General features: G+C 63.9%; 13 protein-coding genes. 5 read left to right on the top strand and 8 right to left on the bottom strand.

Features of this window, described 5'->3' with window-relative positions; all coding sequences use genetic code 11:
* Window positions 1-11: 11 nt before the first annotated feature.
* Together H9658_RS20130 and mutM are read right to left on the bottom strand one after the other, a co-directional pair.
* A complete protein-coding gene (locus H9658_RS20130) occupies window positions 12-578 on the bottom strand; it encodes an ECF-type sigma factor (protein ID WP_179570204.1) in 567 nt (188 codons plus the stop codon).
* 69 nt (window positions 579-647) lie between these two features.
* On the bottom strand, window positions 648-1,460 hold the full coding sequence (mutM, locus tag H9658_RS20125; protein ID WP_179570205.1) for a bifunctional DNA-formamidopyrimidine glycosylase/DNA-(apurinic or apyrimidinic site) lyase: 813 nt from the start codon (window positions 1,458-1,460) through the stop codon (window positions 648-650).
* 508 nt (window positions 1,461-1,968) lie between these two features.
* Here mutM and H9658_RS20120 point away from each other — a divergent pair.
* The 4 genes from H9658_RS20120 (at window position 1,969) to H9658_RS20105 (ending at window position 9,142) form a co-directional block, all read left to right on the top strand.
* Window positions 1,969-6,693, top strand: coding sequence for a DUF6531 domain-containing protein (locus H9658_RS20120; protein ID WP_191826704.1), 4,725 nt, complete (start codon window positions 1,969-1,971; stop codon window positions 6,691-6,693).
* Window positions 6,684-7,133, top strand: a complete 450-nt coding sequence (locus tag H9658_RS20115; protein WP_191826703.1) for a hypothetical protein — start codon at window positions 6,684-6,686, stop codon at window positions 7,131-7,133. The genes H9658_RS20120 and H9658_RS20115 overlap by 10 nt, the downstream gene beginning before the upstream one ends.
* 775 nt (window positions 7,134-7,908) lie before the next feature.
* Entirely contained in the window at window positions 7,909-8,922 is a 1,014-nt protein-coding gene (locus H9658_RS20110) for a DUF4034 domain-containing protein (RefSeq protein WP_191826702.1), read from the top strand.
* 73 nt (window positions 8,923-8,995) lie between these two features.
* Complete coding sequence (locus H9658_RS20105) at window positions 8,996-9,142, top strand: hypothetical protein (protein ID WP_191826701.1); 147 nt, start codon at window positions 8,996-8,998, stop codon at window positions 9,140-9,142.
* A 64-nt stretch (window positions 9,143-9,206) separates the two neighbouring features.
* Here H9658_RS20105 and H9658_RS20100 read toward each other — a convergent pair whose 3' ends face one another.
* Window positions 9,207-9,542: an EF-hand domain-containing protein gene (locus tag H9658_RS20100; RefSeq protein ID WP_191826700.1), complete on the bottom strand. Its 336-nt coding sequence runs from the start codon at window positions 9,540-9,542 to the stop codon at window positions 9,207-9,209.
* 56 nt (window positions 9,543-9,598) lie between these two features.
* Entirely contained in the window at window positions 9,599-10,795 is a 1,197-nt protein-coding gene (locus H9658_RS20095; RefSeq protein ID WP_179570213.1) for a DesA family fatty acid desaturase, read from the bottom strand.
* Window positions 10,796-10,936: 141 nt separating this feature from the next.
* On the opposite strand from H9658_RS20095, the gene H9658_RS20090 reads away from it, so the two are divergent.
* Entirely contained in the window at window positions 10,937-11,779 is an 843-nt protein-coding gene (locus H9658_RS20090) for an ABC transporter ATP-binding protein (RefSeq protein WP_191826699.1), read from the top strand.
* A 383-nt stretch (window positions 11,780-12,162) separates the two neighbouring features.
* On the opposite strand, the gene H9658_RS20085 is transcribed toward H9658_RS20090, so the two are convergent.
* The 4 genes from H9658_RS20085 to H9658_RS20070 all read right to left on the bottom strand — a co-directional run bounded on the left by H9658_RS20085 (window position 12,163) and on the right by H9658_RS20070 (window position 16,469).
* Window positions 12,163-13,797 carry an MFS transporter gene (locus H9658_RS20085; RefSeq protein ID WP_191826698.1) on the bottom strand — a complete coding sequence of 545 codons (1,635 nt, stop codon included), beginning with the start codon at window positions 13,795-13,797 and terminating at the stop codon, window positions 12,163-12,165.
* A complete protein-coding gene (locus tag H9658_RS20080; protein WP_191826697.1) occupies window positions 13,790-14,209 on the bottom strand; it encodes a DoxX family protein in 420 nt (139 codons plus the stop codon). Before H9658_RS20080 ends, H9658_RS20085 begins: the two co-directional genes overlap by 8 nt.
* 93 nt (window positions 14,210-14,302) lie before the next feature.
* Window positions 14,303-16,195 (bottom strand): amidohydrolase, encoded by a 1,893-nt coding sequence (locus H9658_RS20075; RefSeq protein WP_191826696.1) that lies wholly within the window; start codon window positions 16,193-16,195, stop codon window positions 14,303-14,305.
* Window positions 16,188-16,469, bottom strand: coding sequence for a DUF1427 family protein (locus H9658_RS20070; protein WP_179570223.1), 282 nt, complete (start codon window positions 16,467-16,469; stop codon window positions 16,188-16,190). Before H9658_RS20070 ends, H9658_RS20075 begins: the two co-directional genes overlap by 8 nt.
* Window positions 16,470-16,476: the final 7 nt, after the last annotated feature.

The following is a 16,476-nucleotide window of genomic DNA, read 5'->3' as shown; positions in this document are numbered from 1 at the left end:
TCCGGTCGGCCCTAGTGATCCTGCATCGCCGCCAGCAGGAAGATGCGCGCCTTCTGCCAGTCGCGGCGGATGCTGCGTTCGGAGCGCTGCATCAACTCGGCGATCTCCTGTTCGGACAGGCCGGCGAAATAGCGCAGCTCCACCACCTTGGCCAGGCGCTCGTCGATCGCCTGCAGCCGGTCCAGCGCCACGTCCAGCGCCAGCAGATCCTCATCCAGGCGCACCCCGCCGCTGTCCTCGGGAATCTCGGCGACGCGTTTGAGATCGCCGCCGCGCTTGCGGGTCAGGCGGTTGCGCGCGTAATCCACCACCACGCTGCGCATCGCCGAGGCGGCGTAGGCGAAGAAGTGCGCGCGGCCGTCGAAACGGGCCATGCCGTGCGCGCCGAGCAGCTTCAGGTAGGACTCGTGGACCAGCGAGGTCGCGTCCAGGGTCTGCGCCTGCTGCCCGGCCAGCTGGCGCCGGGCCATGCTGTGCAGTTCCTGGTAGAGCGTACTGAGCACGCGGTCCAGCGCCTCGCGGTCGCCGCCGCGCGCGGCGTCCAGCCACACGGTGATCTCGGGAGCAGTCTCTACCACGGCGGTCTCTCCTCCGGCCGGGAGTCGCGCGGACTATAGCGCGGGCCGGCGGCCAGCGGCGGCCGCCCGTCAGCGCTGGCAGCTCCCGCACCAGACGCTGGCGCGCTGGCCGATGCTGGCGTGGCGCAGCGGCCGCCCGCAGCGCTTGCAGGCCTCGCCTTCGCGGCCGTAGACCGCCAGTTCCTGCTCGAAATAGCCGGGCGCGCCGTCCGGGCTGATGAAGTCGCGCAAGGTGGTGCCGCCGCGGGCGATGGCGTAGCCGAGGATCGCCTTGGCCGCCTCGGCCAGGCGCGCATAGCGTGCCCGCGAGACCTCCCCGGCCTCGCGCAGCGGACTGATTCCTGCCTGGAACAGGCTTTCGGCGGCATAGATGTTCCCGACCCCGACCACGATGCGTTGGTCCATCAAGAACGTCTTTACCGGCGCACTGCGGCCACGGCTGCGCCGGAACAGGTAATCCCCGTCGAATTCGTCCGACAGCGGCTCCGGCCCCAGCTCCTCGAGCAGCGGGTGAGTCTGGCCCGGCGCCTGCCACAGCAGGCAACCGAACCGGCGCGGATCGTTGAAGCGCAGCACGCGCCCGTCCTCCAGGCTGATATCGACATGGTCGTGCGCCCGCGGAGGCGTGTCCCCGGGCAGCACCCGCAGGCTGCCGGACATGCCCAGGTGCAGCAGCGCGCTGCCGGCGTCGGTGTCCATCAGCAGGTACTTGGCACGGCGGCGGATGCCGTCGATGCGCTGCCCCGGCAGCTGCTGCGCCACTTCCGGCGGGATCGGCCAGCGCAGGTCCGGCCGGCGCAGGATCACGCCGTGGATGCGCCGCCCCAGCAGATGCGGCTCCAGGCCGCGCCGGGTGGTTTCTACTTCGGGGAGTTCGGGCATGGGGGGTGGAGTGCGGTGGTCGGTTGAGAAGGCGAGCCGGCGGAATGTATCACCGTCTCCGGGAGGATTTAGTTGGTATGCCTGGCAAGCGCACTACGACAACCACCTGTTCACCGGTGCCTGGCGCCGGATCAGGTAAGGGCCTGAAGCCGATCACCTTTGTTCGCGAACCCGTCTACATCAATGTCCGGAACAGCGCGGACAATTCGGATCACGTCATAAATGGGACGTCCAGCATGTTCTGGCTCTGAATGACGGCGGACAGTTGCTTCTACTTTTGAAGTGGCGTGCTTGTTGCGAGTGGTTGCAGTGACTTTCGATTGACAAAGTAGCGTGCTGAAGGTATCAACGTCGCCAATGCTAGGACGCAGCGTGCCGGTGGGCACCAGACATGGGTAGGGAGCAACTCGACTTGATCTCAAAGAACGTTTCTAGCAACGGTGTCCGCATAGATGCCGTCAACGTTGTGCCCGTTCTGTAAGCGCATATCGAACTCACGCGTACAGACGTGACTCCAAAATTTTACTTCAGGAATTTCAGGGATATGTATCAGGCAGGAAGCAACGGTCACGCTATCTACAGGTCGGCACTCAAATATTTGAAGAATTTACTGTTGCTGGTGAGCATGTTCACGTCCATGTTGGCGACAAATGCTGCAGCGGAAGAAAGCAAAAGGACATGGACACTCCTCGATCAGGATGGGCAAATCCACGGTCCGTACAAGACCCAGGACCAAGCTGCCGCCTCCATCAAGAATTTGCCAGACCCCAGCCCTTATATTCCCGGGTTCTATAAATATGCAGATCAAATAAAGAACCGAGAAATCTCCCAGAATGGGGATTTGAAGATCACGTATTGGAATGGAAAAGAACAGCCTACGGATCCGGAGTGGGAATATCCGGCCGGTGCGCAGGACTATGCAACTGAAGATGAGGCTATCAAAGAACTCGAAAGCATCGCCAATGCGAGCAATAGCCCATGTCCCGCCACCGCGAAACTCACGCTTTTGGGAGACTGGAACTACAGCCGCACTGGTCCGGGTGACGATGGCGGCGAATGGGGGAAAAAGCCGTATCAATTGGACTACACCCGTAGATCCGGTAGCGATTGCGTTCCCAAGAGCAGTACCTCAGAACTTACACGGCATAGAAAGACTGAGTGCTCGACGGAAAAATTCATGACGTGGCGGGACAAATATCAAGCATGCGTCAACGAGTATGCGCTTGCGTTCGTGGTGACTAAAACGCTCGAACGCGGATGCGGCTATGAAGGCAACCCCTGCGACACAAAGACCGGCGATAAATATCAGATCGAACCCGATTTTGACCTTGGCTGGATCGCTTTCGAGCGCCATTATCATTCCGGCATCTCCAATGTCTCCGGTGGCTTCGGCTATGGCTGGACGCACTCGCATGATCTGCGACTGTCGATCGCCGGCGATTCTCTGGGTCTGACCGATGGCGGTGGCTTCCACACCCGTTACCGCAAATCCGGCGACGCGTATTTTGCCTCTGACAGCAGCGGCAACCGCATCGTCGCCGATGGCAGCCTCTGGAAGCTCTACCGCGCCGATGGCGTGCTCACCTTCGATGCCGATGGCCGCTTGCTGGAACGAAACAATCAGGACGGCACCAGCTTGTCCTACGATTACGATGCAATGGGCCGCTTGAACGCGATCCTTCACTCCAGCGGTCGCACGCTGGAAATTCATTACGACTCACCGGCCGAGAATGCCTCGATCGTTGCTATCAGCACTTCGGGCGTCCAGCTCGTCAGCTATATCTACACCGCCACTGGCCAAGTAAGTGCGGCTGCGTATCCTGGCGGCGGCAGCCGCGCATATCATTACGAAGATACGCGCTATCCCAAGAATTTGACCGGCATCACTGCCGAGGACGGACGTCGCTACAGCTGGTTTGCCTACGACGACGAAGGCCGGGTGATCTCCAGCCAGCATGACGGCGGCGCAGACGGCATCACCCTGAGCTACACGCCTGCGGGCGGGGCTATCGTCACGGACGCGCTCGGCCACCAAATTAACTATGGCCTCGCCGCGGGTACGGCCAGCGGTCCGCCGCGCAAAATCGGCGATGTCGTCGATAGCGTGGGCACGCTCAGCACTACGTATTACGATGAATCGGTCGATTTTCGGCGCCGCGTGGATACGGTCATCGATCGCAGTGGAGTACAAACAAAGCATAGCTACGCCGAGGCCGTCGATTCGATAAGCGGTCTCCCTGCAAGTACGCACACTGCTCAGCAGGCGGCTGGCTTGTCCGGCGCGCGCGACAGCGTGGAGACCCGCGACCTCGCGAGCAACCGTGTGATCTTGACCCGGGACACCAATCGCGAGACGCGCTTTACGCGCAATGCGCGCCTGCAGCCCACTAGCGCTGAGGTCAAGGACATCAGCAATGGCAAGCTCCGTACTACGACATATAGCTACTGCGAGGCGGATGATGTCGCCTCCGGTGGCAGTTGCCCGCTGCTTGGCCTACTGAAGTCCGTCGATGGTCCGCGCACCGACGTCAGCGACAGTGCCAGCTACGCCTATTACCCATCCGACGATGCGACCTGCGCGACGGCGCCCACGGCCTGCCCGCATCGCAAGGGCGACCTCTGGAAAGTCACCAATGCCTTGGGCCAGGTCACCGAATACCTGTCCTACGCCTTCACCGGCCGCGTGCTTTCGGTGAAGGACGCCAACGGCACCATCACCGATTACACCTACCACCCGCGCGGCTGGCTGACCGCCAGCAAGGTCCGCGGCACCGATGACACCAGCGAGAGCGACGACCACATCACCCTGATCGACTACTGGCCGACCGGGCTGGTCAAGCAGGTAACGCAGCCGGATGGTGCGTTCACCCGCTTCACTTATGACGCGGCACAGCGCCTGACCGACATCGCCGACAATGCCGGCAATACCCTGCACTACACCACCGACCTCGCCGGCAACCGGATCAAGGAAGACACCAAGGACGCCTCTGGTACGCTCAAGCGCACGCTGTCACGGATCTACAACCAGCTCGGCCAGATGGCCACGCAGGCCACTGCGGGCGGCGACCCGACCGATTTCGGTTACGACGCCAACGGCAACACCAAAACGGTGACCGATGCGCTCGGCCAAGCGACCCAGAACGACTACGACCCGCTCAACCGCCTCGCCCGCACGCTGCAAGACGTGGGCGGCATCGCCGCCGAGACCAAGTTCTCTTACGACGCACTCGACAATCTGACCAAGGTCACCGACCCCAAGGGCCTGGACACCACCTATGCCTACAATGGCCTGGGTGACCTGACCAAACTGACCAGCCCGGACACCGGCGTCACCACGTACACCTACGACAGCGCCGGCAACCGTGCCACGCAGATCGATGCGCGCAACATCAAGACAACGTACAGCTACGACGCGCTGAACCGGCTGACCAAGGTCGCGTATCCGACTACGAGCCTCAACGTCACCTATACCTACGACGTCAGCCAGACCGTCTGCGCCAGCGGCGAGACTTACGCCGTCGGTCGCTTGGCACGGATGCAGGATGGAAGCGGCACCACCGACTACTGCTACGACCGCTTCGGCGACCTGGTACGCAAGGTACAGACCACCAACGGCAAGGTGTTCGTGCTGCGCTATGCCTACACCAAGGCCGGCCAGCTGAGCCGGCTGACCTATCCCGACGGCGCAGCGGTGGACTACGTCCGCAACGCCCAGGGCCAGACCACGGAAGTGGGCGTGACCCCGGCCGGCGGCACGCGGCAGGTGCTTCTGGGCAATGCGACCTACTACCCGTTCGGCCCGGTGGCGAGCTGGTCCTATGGCAACGGCCGTCCGATGCAGCGCGTGCTGGACCAGGACTACCGCCCGTTGGCGGTCAGCGACACGCGCAGCGACGGCCTGAGCACCGGCTTCGCCTTCGACCCGGCCGGCAATCTCAGCGCATTGACCGCCGCGGGCAATACCGCCCCGGTGGTCAGCCTGGACTACGACGCCCTGGGCCGATTGACCGCATTCAAGGACGGCCCGACCGGCACGGTGATCGACGGCTACAGCTACGACGCTACCGGCAACCGGCTCAGCGCCAAGGTCAACACCACTACGCAGAGCTACACATATCCCACCACCAACCACCGCTTGAGCGCGGTGGCCGGCACCGCCCGCACCTACGACGCGATCGGCAATACCCTCTCCATCGGCGGCACGGCACAGCAGTTCGTGTACGACGCACGGGGCCGTATGAGCCAAGCCAAGCGCGCGGGTGTGGTGACAATGCAGTACGGCTACAACGGCCGCGGCGAGCAGGTGCGTCGGGTGGACAAGACCAACACCTACACACTGTACGACGAGAGCGGCCATTGGCTGGGCAACTACGACGCCAACGGAGCCGCGCTGCAGCAGGCCATCTGGCTGGACGACCTGCCGGTCGGCGTGCTGGCCAAGAACAGCCTGCGCTACGTGCAGCCGGACCACCTGGGTAGTCCGCGCGCGGTGATCGACCCAGTGCGTGACGTGGCGATCTGGACCTGGGACCTGAAGGGCGAAGCCTTCGGCAACACCCCGCCGGACCAGGATCCGGACAAGGACGGCACCGCGTTCGTGTTCGATATGCGCTTCCCGGGGCAGCGCTACGATGCGGCGACGGGGTTCAATCAGAACTACTTCCGGGACTATGAATCTCGTATTGGGCGGTATGGGCAGAGTGATCCGATTGGGCTTAGCGGAGGGAAGGGCACATATTCCTATGTGAATAGCCATCCAATGTATCTGTATGATGAAATCGGTCTACGGGCAAAATGCAGGTGCACGCCAACTGGCGTTGAAATCGACATAAATATCGATTTTATTGGCGATGCTGCAGATCCGCAGGTAATAGCATCTATGCGTTCTTCCATAGAACAGATATGGTCTACACCAGATTTCAAAGTTACCACCAGCATTGGCGGTTGGCGCGCGACAAAAGTAGAACTTGTCCCCGGGACTGGCACATCTTATATGCGGGGCAACAGAGGAAAATGGTTCGCCGCCAATGACCCGTGGGTTGCTGCCCATGAAGCCGGGCACATAATGAATTTCGAATATGACGGACGTTTTGATATGTACGACGTGATATCTGAAAACCCTAGAAGAACCCGCCCAGCTCAAGGCTGGGAAGGAAATATAATGGGAGAATTATTTGGTCAACCTGATGACCGAGCAAGAGAAGCAATCAAAAAGGAACTGAAATGCAAATAAAAACAACGAAATTTGTTTTTGCAATAGCTTCTATTGCATTTTACTCTGGCTGTATGTCCACTCCGCCCCCCCAAAAAATCGCTTTAGAATATCCGCGCGAATCAGACAGAATAAATGAAAAAAATATCTTAGAGGTTTCACCAAGCAACCTCTATAAAGCTAAAGAAATTTTAGCGGGTCACGATTTTGTAGAAATAAATCCATCAAAATTAAGGGAATTGATTACATCATCCGGATTCATTAACTCAGGCAAGATTTATCTGGTAAGGTCGACTAAAGACGATATGGCAGGAAAATATTCCGCTTTTTTTAGGGGCGGCCACTTAATTCTTCTTTACAACCACTTTGGTGCTTGTAGCGCTTCGCTTAGTGGCGCAATAATTATAACCACCCCAGGCGATTTAAAAACAGTTTCCGGCGGATGCTCGGGTGCTCTTTAATATCAAATATCATCATAGGGGGCAAGGAGAGGTATCGGCAAAAAAATGCACCGGCGGAAATATCTGCGCGTGAGTTTCATGAAACTGAGTGTAGAGCTGATGCCATCACCATTGATTGCATCTCAAAAATTAAGAAGAAAACCCCATTGGATGCGAATGCCAAACGCAATCTTCTTGAAGCTGTCAAACGTCGGGAGTCTAGAAAATGCGAAGACTATGGGTTTTGATTTTTTTAGCTTCAATGATCTCAAGCGCTTTTGCAGACGAGGCATGCCACACCTCCCTTGGAGTAGACCATAATTTGCCCCCTGCAGTTAAGAAAGAACTCAGGAAGCAAAAAATGGAAAAATTCCAGCTAGTGAACAAGACGGTGTGTGCGACATACGTGACTTGGTATGCTTTGCCGCCAGGTTTCCCGCCGTCGCAGCCTTGGCCGCCTGGAGTTATGAAAATTGTTTCATGGAGCACAAAGAGGAATAAGGCAGAAATTCTTTAGTGTTTTGAGTCTCGCCTTGATGATCAGAGGCACTACAGATAATCGCGCGCTAGAAAAATGGACCAGAGGGAATATCTGTTTGAAGTGAATATTTTCTCTGGCACCTTTGATCGTCCACACGCCGCCCGATTCCCACCCGACGCCTTCAGCTGCGTGGGCCGCGGGCGCTGGGCGGAGACACGCCAGTGTGCGCGGGCGGAGCAAGCCGGCGGCAGCATCGTATTGGATGCCTCCCATATCCGTTAAGGAAGCACGATTTTTTCAAGGAGAGCCGGAGCAATGAGCTGGACAAATCATCGCGTGTTGACTGCGTTTCTATTTGTCGCCGCCTCGATGCTTTCCACGCAGGCATCGAGCGAAGAGATACAGGAACGCACATCGATTCTCGATAGCACGAAGGAGGCGCTCAAAAAGGGCGACTTCGCAACGCTCGAGCGACAAGCCAAGCAATTTCGAACGCAGCAGGACCGTACCTCCAGCGGCGTCTGGAAATTGAGCGTGCTCCATGGCGGCATCGATCGCTATTTCCTCATAGGTACGTACGACGAGGCGACATGGGCGGAAAAGGAACAGACCGCCAAACGCTGGATCGCGGCATATCCGAAGTCTCCGACCGCACGGTTGGCGTACGCGGAGTGGCTGTCCAGACGCGCCTGGAGCCATCGCGGCGGGGGCTATGCGAATACGGTTCGACCGGAGGACTGGGCACCGTTCAGAGCCGGAATCGAGGCGACGAGACGCTATCTGGAGGACAACAAGAAGATCGCATCGTCGGATCCGGAGTGGTACGTCAAGATGGAATCCGTCGCCAAGGCGCAGCAGTGGGACGATGCCCGTTTCCAGACCTTGATCGATGAAGCGATGACGCGGTATCCCGAGTACTACGAGATCTATTTCCACGCGATCGAGTTCTATTCGCCAAAATGGGGAGGCAGTGCGGCCGACATCGAACGGTTCACCAGGATGGCGATGGAGCGCACTCGTGCGCGGGAAGGGAAAGGACTGTACGCACGCATCTATTGGTACGCCTCGCAATCGGTCTACGACGAACGACTGTTCAGCGAGTCGCTTGCGCGCTGGTCGACCATGCGTGCGGGAATCGACGATGTGCTCAAGGTCTATCCGGATGAGTGGAACCTGCAGAATTTTGCCCGTTTCGCCTGCTTGGCACGCGACCGGGAAAAGGCGCTGGAACTGATCGGACGCGTGCGGGGCCCGACCTACATCATGGTCTGGAACAACGAAGAGAATTTTCAGCGTTGCAAGAGCTGGGCATTGCAGAGCGTCATCTAGGCATCAGCGGTGGACGGCGGCGTCGGGCAACGGCGAGGAGACACATCGAACTTACCTGCAGAGCGAAACGACCATGCACTCTTCCTCGCACAGCAAACTGGCCGCGATGTACTGCTTTCTCGCCTTGGCGATGGTCGGCATTCGAAGCGATGCGACCGCCGTCTGTTTCCTTTCGATGGCGCTGCTGCACCTTTCCTTAGGTGCAAAATCGTCCAGGTGACGGAACTCACGTCTCAAGCCCCGCGCTAAGACCCGACATGGACGACATGGGCCGGGTCAACCTCTCACTGCGGCGGCGCCGCCAGCTCCCTGGCGCTCAAGTACCCATCGCCATTGCCGTCCTGCTTGCGAAAACGAGCAGTCAACGTAGCCTGGTGCTGGACGCGGGTGATCGCCTTGCCGCGGCCGCCGGGGAGTTCGGCGGGGCTGAGCACGCCGTCGTGGTCGAGGTCGCGGGCGTCGAAGGCGTAGCTCATCCAGGCCAGGTATTCGTCCAGGCTGACGCGGCCGTCGCCGTCGCGGTCCATGCGCTGCAGGTAGCTTCCGGTGGTATCGACCACCTGCGCGCTGGCGGCGCCGACGGCGTCGCCAAGCACGGCCAATGCCACGAGTACTGCCATGAACGACGAACGCCGCACGAGGCGGCGTTCGCGAAGCGTCTGCAGGAAACCGCGGCTCATGCCAACGCGTAGCCCTTCAACCGCGCCGCATACGCCTGCAACGCGGCGATACCGCTGGCCTCGGCGTCGTGGCACCAGGCCTGCAGTTGCTTCAGGCGTTCGCTGGCGTCGTGGCTGCGCGCTTCCAGCAGGGCGGCCAGGCGTGCGCGGTGCTCGACCAGGGTGCGCATGCGCGGGCGCTGCGCGACCCAGTGCTGCAGCTGCTCGCGCGCGTCCGGCTTGAGCCAGCGGCCGTCGTCGACCAAACCCTTGCGCAGGCGCCGCGGCAGCAGTTGGCGCAGCTTGGCGCCGGCCTGCGCGGCCTCCTCCTTCAGCGCCGGGGTGAAGACGTTGCGCTGGTAGTCGGTCATCGCCTGGAAGCGGTGCGAGAGCAGCGCGCGCAGGGTGTCGGCATCGGGCACGGCGATGTTCGGGCGCACGTCCAGGGTCGGCGCCACGCGCAGGATCCTGGCCAGGCGCAATGCGGCCAGCGCGCGGATCGCGACCCAACCGATGTCCAGTTCCCAGCGCCGCATCGAGAAGCGCGCCGAACTCGGGAACGCGTGATGGTTGTTGTGCAGTTCTTCGCCGCCGATCCACAGCGCCCACGGGGTCAGGTTGGTCGAGGTGTCGGCCGATTCGAAGTTGCGGTAGCCCCACCAGTGGCCGAGGCCGTTGACCACGCCGGCCGCCCAGAACGGGATCCAGGCCATCTGCAACGCCCACAGGGCGATGCCGGGCAGGCCGAACAGCAGGAAGTTGAAGGCGAACAGGGCGATGGGCCCCCAGTTCGCGTGCGCGGTGTACAGGCGGCGCTCGATCCAGTCGTCCGGGGCGCCCTTGCCGTACTGCTCGATGTCGCCGCGCATGGCGCGCGCTTCGCGGTACAGCTCCACGCCGCGCCAGAACACGCGGCCGATGCCCTTGGTCTGCGGGCTGTGCGGATCCTCGTCGGTTTCCACCTTGGCGTGGTGCTTGCGATGGATCGCCACCCACTCCTTGGTGATCATCGAGGTGGTGAACCAGGTCCAGAAGCGGAAGAAGTGCGACAGCAGCGGATGGAAATCGACGCCGCGGTGCGCCTGGCTGCGGTGCAGGTACAGGGTCACCGCGAAGATGGTCAGCTGGGTGAACACCAGCAGCACCGCCAGCATGCCCCACCAGCCGACGTCGAGCAGGCCGGTGCTGAGGAAATCGAGGATCGCGTCGGACATTGCCAGAACTCCAGGCCGGTGAAGGCGTGCGCCAGGTTGGTATAGGAGACATGATGGGGCCAGTGGCGGCAAACTTCACCCATCGCCTGCGTACGGTATTCAGCCGCTGCGCGCTCTTGATCACAGAACGGTTTCACTTCCATGTCCGTCCCCCTCCCCGATGCAACTCCCATGCCGGCCGCCGCGCCGCTGATCGAACTGGACCGCGCCAGCGTGGTGCGCGGCCAGGTGCGCGTGCTGCACGAGCTGAGCCTGCGCATCGAGCTCGGCCAGCACACCGCGCTGCTCGGCCCGAACGGCTGCGGCAAGTCCTCGTTCATCAAGCTGATCACGCGCGAGCTGTATCCGCTGGCGCGCGCCGGCGAAGCCGCGCCGGTGCGGGTATTGGGACAGAGCCGCTGGCAGGTGGACCGGCTGCGCAGCCAGCTGGGCATCGTCACCGGCGACCTCAGCGTCAATCTCGCCGACATGCCCGGGCTGGACGTGGAGAGCGCGGTGCTGTCGGGCTTCTTCGCCAGCTACGTGGTGCCGCCGCATCGCGAGGTGACCCAGACCATGCGCGACCGCGCGCGCGAGGCGCTGCAGCTGGCGCATGCGTTGCCGCTGCTGCAACGGCCGTATGCGGAACTGTCGGCCGGCGAGACCCGGCGCGTGCTGATCGCGCGGGCGCTGGTCAACCGGCCGCAGGCGCTGCTGCTGGACGAACCCAGCACCGGGCTGGACCTGATCGCGCGCCAGCACCTGCTGGCGACGATGCGCGACCTCGCCCGCCAGGGCATCACCCTGGTGCTGGTGACCCACCACATCGAGGAGATCGTGCCGGAGATCGAGCGGGTGATCCTGCTGCGCGGTGGCCATGTGTATGCCGACGGCACGCGCGAGGAACTATTGGCCGATGCGCCGTTGTCGGCGGTGTTCGGCGGCGCGGTGCAGGTGCGCCGCGATGGCGCGACCTATAGCGCTAGCGTGGCCGAGGTGGAATAGGCGGCGGTGCGGGCTTCTGGTCTACGCACTGCCGTCGACGCTGGTCTTTCATGGCCAGCGATGTGAGCGCTGGATATGCCGCCGCGACATCGGCGCCGATGCGTCCACTCGACAGCCGTGCCGATGACTTCGTTCGTCGCGACTGAAGTCGCTCCTATGGTGGCGCTATGGCGTTATGGCGTTGCTGCATCGGCTAACGCACGGGCATGCTGGAGCAGCTGGTCTGTTTGTCTGCGCATCCGGTCGTATCGCGGGCAACACCTGTGGGAGCGACTTCAGTCGCGACGGGCGGTACCGACACGCCATCGCAACTGAAGCCCTTCCTCCCCACCACGTCTGCTCCTTCCACTTCGCCAAACGTGGAACCCCGCGCTGAAAACACGCTAGCCGCCACGCCCATCGGCAGCCGGCGGCTGCGCCTGGTGCAGATCCAGCGCCAGGAAATGGTGCACCACCGGCCGCTCCGGGCCGATGTGGTAGCGCAGCGCGGCGTCCTGCAGGTCGGCGTCGGCATGCGAGACGCGCTGATGCTGGCGCAGATGCTCGGCCCAGGATTCGACCAGGAACCATTCCATCACCCGCTCCGGCTCGTTGCTGTGCTCGGTAATGCCCCAGGCGTAGGCGCCGTCGCGGCGCCGCTCCTGCGACAGCTCGCGCAAGGCGTGCAGGAACGGCGGCCGGTCGGAAGCACGCACGCGGTATTCGATCTGCACCATCACCGGACCGCGGTCGTGCGCCACCGGTGCGTTGAGCAAGGGCTCGGGCCAGTGGTTGGATGGCTGCAGGTCGGCCTCGCCCTTGGGCAGGCGCAGGCGATGGAACACCAGCGCGACCAGCAGCAGCGCGCCGGCGCCGAGCAGCAGCGTGGCGGCGATGCCGAGCTGCGCGGCGATCAATCCCCAGCCCAGGCTGCCGCCGGCCATCGCGCCGTTGAACACGGTCAGGTACACCGCCAGGCCGCGGCCGCGCACCCAGTTCGGCAGCACTGCCTGCGCCACGCCGTTCAGCGTGGTCAGCGCCACGATCCAGCCGACGCCGAGCACCAGCAACAACAGCACCGCGACCGTCTGCGACGGCGTGGCCGCCAGCGCCGCCATCACCGCGGCGGTCAGCACCGCGGCCAGCAGCACCAGGCCATCGGCGTCCAGGCGCTTGCGCAACTGCGGCAGCACGATCGCGCCGAGGATCGCGCCGACCCCGACCGCACCGAGCAGCACGCCGTAGAACCCGGCGCTGCCGCCGAGCATGCGCCGCGCCACCAGCGGCAGCAGCGCCCACACCGAACTGGCGAACACGAAGAACACCGCCGCACGCAGCAGCACCACGTGCAGCTCGCGGCTGGCGCGGGCATAGCGCAGGCCGGCACGAAAGGCGCCGAAGAACTGCTCGGACAGGCCGCTGTCGGCGACCTTGGCGCGCGGCCACCACAGCAGCGCGGCGACCACGAACACGTAGCTGAGCACGTCGCTGGCGTAGGCGGCGGCCGCGCCCAGGCTGGCCAGCAGCAGGCCGCCGCCGGCCGGGCCCAGCGCGCGCGCGATGTTGATGCCCAGCGAGTTCAGCGCCACCGCGTTCTTCAGGTCGGCGCGCGGCACCAGCTCCGGCACGATCGCCTGCCAGGTCGGCCCCATCAGCGCGCTGCCGATGCCGCCGACGAAAGTCAGCGCGACCAGGTATTCGACGGTGAGCGCGCCGGTCTTGGACAGCAGCAGCAGGCTGGCGCTGACGCTGGCCAGCAGCAGCTGCACGCAGATCAGGAAGCGGCGCCGGTCGAGGATGTCCGACAACACGCCGGCCGGGATCGCCAGCAGGAACACCGGCAGCGTCGCCGCGGTCTGCATCAGCGCCACCGCGGCGGGATTGTCGGACAGGTCGGTGACCAGCCAGGAACTGGCGACGTCGCGCATGAAGCTGCCGACGTTGCCGAGCACGGTGGCCGCCCACAACACCGCGAACACGCGATGCCGCAGCGGGGCGAAACTGCCGGTCGCCGGCGCGGGTGCGGTGGACTCAGCCATGCGCGCGCTCGCGCAGGTCGTGCCAGGCCACCAGCACGAAGCCGCCGACCAGGCCCAGGTGTTCGTAGAACGCGTTCATCGCCGCAAAGCGTTGCATGCCGCTCATCTCCCAATAGCGGTTGGCCACGCACGCGGCCACCAGGGTGAAGCCGGCCAGCGCCAGGGCGCCCAGCCAACGATACGCGCCGCTCAGGATCAGCAGCGACGCGCCCAGTTCCAGCACGATCACCGCCGCCGCCAGCGGCGCGGCCGGCGCCATGCCGAAGTGCACCATTTCCGCCACTGCGCCGTCGAAGGCGAAGGCCTTGACCAGCCCGCCCTGCAGATAGGCCGCGCACAGGCCGAGCAGCGCCAGCCAGCGCAGCCATGCCGGGGTGAGGCGCGTGCCGACCGAGCGGGTCGCCTCACGCATGGCGCACGCTCCGCGCGATGCCGGCGGCGCGCGGCACGCCAAGCGCACCGCCGCCGGCCTGCGTGCAGATCGCGCGCGTCGTGCGCATCCGGCTCATACCGCCCAGCACGCGCAGCCCAGCGCGCCCCAGAAGCTCTTCAGGTCGGCGATCGGCAACTGGCTGCTCCACGCGGTGGCGTGCTGGTGCCCATGGACCGTGCAGTCGTGGGCGCAGCCGCAACTGGCCGCGATCCGTTGCGACAGTGCCGCCGGCGGCGCCTCGCCCCAGGCGCCGTAGCCGCGGAAGCTGCGCGCCGGCGACCAGTCCGGCAGCGCCGGCGGCGGCGGCGCTTCGTCGTGTTCAGCGAACGCGCCGCTGGCCCACACCACCTTGCCGCCGACCATGGTCAGCAACGCAGTGGTGTCGGCGATATCGCTTTCGGCGCAGCCGAAATAGTCGCGGTCCGGCACCACCAGATCGGCAAACTGGCCGGCCTGGATGCGGCCCTTCTTGCCTTCCTCGTTGCTGAACCAGGTGACGTGTTCGGTCCACATCCGCAACGCGGTCTCGCGGTCCACGCAATTGCGCTGCGGATACAGGCGCAGGCCGCCGACGGTACGCCCGGTCACCAGCCACGCCAGCGACACCCACGGGTTGTAGGAGGCCACGCGGGTGGCGTCGGTGCCGGCCGAGACCTTGACCCCTTTCTCCAGCATGCGCTTGACCGGCGGCGTGGCCTGCGCCGCGCCGATGCCGTAGCGCTCGACGAAATACTCGCCCTGGTAGGCCATGCGGTGCTGCACGGCGATGCCGCCGCCGAGCGCGGCGATGCGGTCGATGGATTTTTCGGAAATGGTTTCGGCGTGGTCGAAGAACCAGTGCAGGTCCTGCAGCGGGATCTCGCGGTCCACGCGTTCGAACACGTCCAGCGCGCGGCTGATGGTCTCGTCGTAGGTCGCATGCAGGCGCCACGGCCAGCGGTTCTGCGCCAGGATCCGCACCACGTCTTCCAGCTCGGTCTCCATCTGCGGCGGCATGTCCGGCCGCGGCTGGCGGAAGTCCTCGAAGTCGGCGGCGGAGAACACCAGCATCTCGCCGGCGCCGTTGTGGCGGAAGTAGTCGTCGCCCTGCTGGTAGCGCGAGCTGGCGGTCCAGTGGAGGAAGTCTTCCTTCTCCTGCTGCGGCTTCTGGGTGAACAGGTTGTAGGCCAGGCGGATGGTGAGCTGGCCGGCGTCGGCCAGTTCCTGGATCACCTTGTAGTCGTCCGGGTAGTTCTGGAAACCGCCGCCGGCATCGATCGCGCCGGTGACGCCGAGCCGGTTCAGTTCGCGCATGAATTGCCGGGTCGAATTGACCTGGTAGTCGTAGGGCAGCTTCGGGCCCTTGGCCAGCGTCGCGTACAGGATCGACGCGTTCGGCTTGGCCAGCAGCAGTCCGCTCGGGTTGCCGTCGGCGTCGCGCACGATCTCCCCGCCCGGCGGCGCCGGCGTGTCCTTGCCGTAGCCCACCGCGCGCAGCGCGGCACCGTTGAGCAGCGCGCGGTCGTACAGGTGCAGCAGGAACACCGGCGTGTCCGGCGCCACCGCATTGAGTTCGGCGATGGTCGGCAAGCGCTTCTCGGCGAACTGGTGCTCGCTGAAGCCGCCGACCACGCGCACCCACTGCGGCGCCGGGGTGATCGCCACCTGCCGGCGCAGCATGTCCATCGCGTCGGCGAGGCTGCGCACGCCGTCCCAGCGCAGTTCCAGGTTGTAGTTGAGGCCGCCGCGGATCAGGTGCAGGTGGTTGTCGATCAGGCCCGGCAGCACGCAGCGGCCCTGCAGGTCGATGCGCCGGGTGTGCGTGCCGGCCAACGGCAGGATCTCCTCGTCGCTGCCGACCTGCAGGAAGCGGCCGTCCTGGATCGCCACCGCCGTGGCACTGGGACGCGCGCGGTCCAGGGTGGTGAAGCGGCCGCGGTACAGGATCAGGTCCGGCGCGGCGTCGGTCGCATGCGGCTCAGCCATTGTCGTGCTCTCCCCGTTCCGGTTGCGCCGGCGCTTGCGTGCGCTGCGGCAGTTCGCCGAACACGTGCGGCTTGACCTGGTGGTGGAACCACGAGGTCGGGTGGGCGTCGCTGCGCAGCAGCCGCTGCACCAGCGGCGGCAACTGCTCGCCCAGCAGGATGCCGAGCAGGCCGACCAGCGCGATCACCGGCGGCGCCGGCGAACGCACCTTGAACAGCGCGTAGATCACGCCGACCAGCAGGCCCAGGCCCAGCGATACCAGATAGGTCTTCATCGGCGCG

Source organism: Xanthomonas bonasiae, from assembly GCF_014836395.1.
Taxonomy (GTDB): domain Bacteria; phylum Pseudomonadota; class Gammaproteobacteria; order Xanthomonadales; family Xanthomonadaceae; genus Xanthomonas_A; species Xanthomonas_A bonasiae.
This window is presented reverse-complemented; position numbering and strand designations above follow the sequence as displayed.

Excerpts from the sequence above, each read along its gene's own strand:
- mutM (WP_179570205.1), bottom strand. The coding sequence starts at position 1,460 with ATGCCCGAACTCCCCGAAGTAGAAACCACCCGGCGCGGCCTGGAGCCG.
- H9658_RS20115 (WP_191826703.1), top strand. The coding sequence starts at position 6,684 with ATGCAAATAAAAACAACGAAATTTGTTTTTGCAATAGCTTCTATTGCA.
- H9658_RS20110 (WP_191826702.1), top strand. The coding sequence starts at position 7,909 with ATGAGCTGGACAAATCATCGCGTGTTGACTGCGTTTCTATTTGTCGCC.
- H9658_RS20105 (WP_191826701.1), top strand. The coding sequence starts at position 8,996 with ATGCACTCTTCCTCGCACAGCAAACTGGCCGCGATGTACTGCTTTCTC.
- H9658_RS20100 (WP_191826700.1), bottom strand. The coding sequence starts at position 9,542 with ATGGCAGTACTCGTGGCATTGGCCGTGCTTGGCGACGCCGTCGGCGCC.
- H9658_RS20095 (WP_179570213.1), bottom strand. The coding sequence starts at position 10,795 with ATGTCCGACGCGATCCTCGATTTCCTCAGCACCGGCCTGCTCGACGTC.
- H9658_RS20090 (WP_191826699.1), top strand. The coding sequence starts at position 10,937 with ATGTCCGTCCCCCTCCCCGATGCAACTCCCATGCCGGCCGCCGCGCCG.
- H9658_RS20085 (WP_191826698.1), bottom strand. The coding sequence starts at position 13,797 with ATGGCTGAGTCCACCGCACCCGCGCCGGCGACCGGCAGTTTCGCCCCG.
- H9658_RS20080 (WP_191826697.1), bottom strand. The coding sequence starts at position 14,209 with ATGCGTGAGGCGACCCGCTCGGTCGGCACGCGCCTCACCCCGGCATGG.
- H9658_RS20075 (WP_191826696.1), bottom strand. The coding sequence starts at position 16,195 with ATGGCTGAGCCGCATGCGACCGACGCCGCGCCGGACCTGATCCTGTAC.
- H9658_RS20070 (WP_179570223.1), bottom strand. The coding sequence starts at position 16,469 with ATGAAGACCTATCTGGTATCGCTGGGCCTGGGCCTGCTGGTCGGCGTG.